The sequence below is a fragment of the Sinomonas sp. G460-2 genome (assembly GCF_047759905.1).
In the GTDB taxonomy this organism is placed as follows: domain Bacteria; phylum Actinomycetota; class Actinomycetes; order Actinomycetales; family Micrococcaceae; genus Sinomonas.
Genome location: NZ_JBKZWT010000444.1, coordinates 1 through 2372 on the forward strand (window position 1 = coordinate 1; position 2372 = coordinate 2372).

3 protein-coding genes and 1 pseudogene are annotated in these 2372 nt (G+C 69.5%); all 4 read left to right on the forward strand.

All coding sequences use genetic code 11. The annotated features are described in order from the left end of the window. A pseudogene (locus ACLN58_RS21140) lies at positions 1-261 on the forward strand (arginine repressor); the annotation flags it as partial. Between the two features lie 20 nt (positions 262-281). Further along, positions 282-722, forward strand: coding sequence for an SRPBCC domain-containing protein (locus tag ACLN58_RS21145; RefSeq protein WP_415857187.1), 441 nt, complete (start codon positions 282-284; stop codon positions 720-722). 72 nt (positions 723-794) lie between these two features. Continuing rightward, complete coding sequence (locus ACLN58_RS21150) at positions 795-2000, forward strand: argininosuccinate synthase (RefSeq protein WP_415857188.1); 1206 nt, start codon at positions 795-797, stop codon at positions 1998-2000. A 5-nt stretch (positions 2001-2005) separates the two neighbouring features. Beyond that, on the forward strand, positions 2006-2372 hold a 367-nt coding region (locus ACLN58_RS21155), incomplete at its 3' end, for a lyase family protein (protein ID WP_415857189.1).

Below are 2372 nucleotides of genomic sequence, written 5' to 3' on the forward strand. Positions count from 1 at the left end.
GACCCCGAGGTGCTCGACGCCCGGCTCGCGAAGCTGTGCGCCGAGCTGCTCGTCACGGCCGAGGCGAGCGCGAACATCGTCGTGCTGCGCACGCCGCCGGGCGCTGCGAACTTCCTCGCGCTCGCGATCGACCACTCCGTGATCCCGGCAGTCCTCGGCACGATCGCCGGTGACGACACGGTCATGATCGTCACGCGAGATCCGTTGGGCGGAGACGCCGTCGCGACGCGCTTCCTCGAGCTCGCTTCACAAGGCGCGTGAACGACCGGCACGATGGGGGCATGGCTGCTACCGATACGTCTGCCTTCGACCGCATCGACAAGTCCATCGAAATCGAGGCTCCCGCCGAGCGCGTCTGGGCGTTCGTCTCGGAACCCGGCTGGTTCATCAACGACGGCGCCTACCGCCCCCACGAGATCACGCACGACGGCGAGGTGAGCCTCGTGCGCGACCCGGTCCACGGCGACTTCGGGTTCCGGACCGTGGCGCTCGACGCCCCGCACCACGCGGCCTTCCGCTGGGTGGGCGAGGGGGCCGGCACGACGCTCGTCGAGTTCTTCGTGGACGCGCGCGACGGCGGCACCACCCTTCGCGTCGTCGAGACCGGCTTCGCGTCGCTGCCCGGGAGCGAGGCGGAGCGTCGCGCGGCGTTCGACGGCAACAGCGAGGGCTGGGACGTGGAGCTCGGCGTCGCGAGAACCGCGTGTGAAGCGGCCGTCTAAATTGGCTGCATAGTTATGTAGACTTCTGAATAACAATTCGTAACCTCCCACGACATCTGCAAGGAGAACACCGTGAAGGATCGCATCGTCCTCGCCTACTCGGGCGGCCTCGACACCTCCGTCGCGATCGGCTGGATCGCCGACGCCACCGGAGCCGAGGTCATCGCCGTCGCCGTCGACGTCGGGCAGGGCGGGGAGAGCCTCGAGACCGTGCGCCAGCGCGCCCTCGGCTGTGGTGCCGTGGAAGCCTATGTGGCCGACGCGCGCGACGAGTTCGCGAACGAGTACTGCGTGCCGACCCTCAAGGCGAACGGCCTGTACCAGGGCCACTACCCGCTCGTCTCCGCCATCTCGCGCCCCGTCATCGTCAAGCACCTCGTCAAGGCGGCCCGCGAGTTCGGCGCGACGACCGTGGCCCACGGCTGCACGGGCAAGGGCAACGACCAGGTCCGCTTCGAGGTCGGCATCCAGACGCTCGGCCCCGACCTCAAGTGCATCGCCCCGGTCCGCGACCTCGCGCTCACCCGTGACAAGGCCATCGCGTACGCCGAGGAGAAGCAGCTTCCGATCGTCACGACGAAGAAGAATCCGTACTCGATCGACCAGAACGTGTGGGGCCGCGCCGTCGAGACGGGCTACCTCGAGGACATCTGGAACGCGCCGACGAAGGACATCTACGACTACACGGCGAGCCCCGAGTTCCCGCCGGCGCCGGACGAGGTCACCATCACGTTCGAGCAGGGCGTGCCGACCGCGCTCGACGGCGTGGCGCTGAGCCCGCTCCAGGTCATCCAGGAGCTCAACCGCCGCGCGGGCGCGCAAGGCGTGGGCCGCATCGACGTCGTCGAGGACCGGCTCGTAGGCATCAAGAGCCGCGAGATCTACGAGGCCCCCGGCGCCATGGCCCTCATCACGGCGCACAAGCACCTCGAGGACGTCACGATCGAGCGCGAGCACGCCCGCTTCAAGGCGACTGTGGGCCAGCGCTGGTCCGAGCTCGTGTACGACGGCCAGTGGTTCTCGCCGCTCAAGCGCGCCCTCGACGGCTTCATCGAGGACAGCCAGCAGTACGTCTCGGGCGACATCCGCATGACGCTGCACGGCGGCCAGGCCATCGTCAACGGCCGCCGCTCGGACACGTCGCTCTACGACTTCAGCCTCGCGACCTACGACACGGGCGACACGTTCGACCAGTCGAGCGCGAAGGGCTTCATCGACATCTGGGGCATGGCTTCGAAGGTCGCCTCGGGCCGCGACCAGCGGGTCGCGGGGGAGTAGTTCTCGTGGCCAACTCGACGAACGAGGGTGCTTTGTGGGGCGGGCGCTTCGCCGGGGGACCGGCGGACGCGCTCGCCGCGCTGAGCAAGTCCACCCACTTCGACTGGCGGCTCGCGCGCTATGACATCGAGGGCTCCCGCGCCCACGCGCGCGTCCTCCACCGCGCGGGTCTGCTCAATGACGCCGAGCTCGCGGGCATGATCGATGCGCTCGACCGCCTCGACGCCGACGTCGCGTCCGGCGCCTACGTGCCGGCGGAGTCCGACGAGGACGTGCACGGTTCGCTCGAGCGCGGACTCATCGAGCGGGCCGGAGCCCACCTCGGCGGCAAGCTCCGGGCGGGCCGCTCGCGCAACGACCAGGTCGCGACGC

What these genes read in the sequence shown, in the direction of transcription:
- ACLN58_RS21145 (WP_415857187.1), top strand. Translation starts at nt 282, where the DNA reads ATGGCTGCTACCGATACGTCTGCCTTCGACCGCATCGACAAGTCCATC.